The sequence below is a fragment of the Vibrio sp. S234-5 genome (assembly GCF_000960595.1).
Lineage (GTDB): Bacteria > Pseudomonadota > Gammaproteobacteria > Enterobacterales > Vibrionaceae > Vibrio.
On record NZ_JZAM01000335.1, the window covers coordinates 1 to 432 of the forward strand.

Consider the following 432-nt stretch of genomic DNA (forward strand, 5'->3'; position numbering starts at 1 on the left):
AGCCAGCTCCACACTTGTTCTATCGGGTTTAGCTCTGGTGAATAGGGCGGGATCTTGATGATACTGACATTGCTAAACGGTTCTGCAATGTCATTGGTATGCCAACTCGCCCCATCCATAATGATGACGGCATGACGCCCTTTTTCAGTGATTGCCGATATTTGCTTTAAATGCTCGATCATGATCTCTTTATTAACCCAAGGAACGACCATCGCTTCGCCAATTCCTCTCGCGGGACAGACAGAACCAAACAGATACGCATATTCAAATTGTTGTTGCTTCACGGCTCGGGGGCGTGTTCCTTTCTCTGCCCATAACCGTGTTGTCGTGTTTTGTTGCCCCAATCTGGCTTCATCTTGAAACCAGACATCAACATGCTCTAGAGCGATATGTCCTGGCATCTTCAGGATCGTTTCAATTTTGAATTTTTTT

General features: G+C 45.8%; 1 protein-coding gene. It reads right to left on the reverse strand.

What is annotated here, in order from left to right:
* The coding region (locus tag UF06_RS18885; protein ID WP_139046415.1) for an IS630 family transposase at window positions 1–432 on the reverse strand (432 nt) is incomplete at both ends.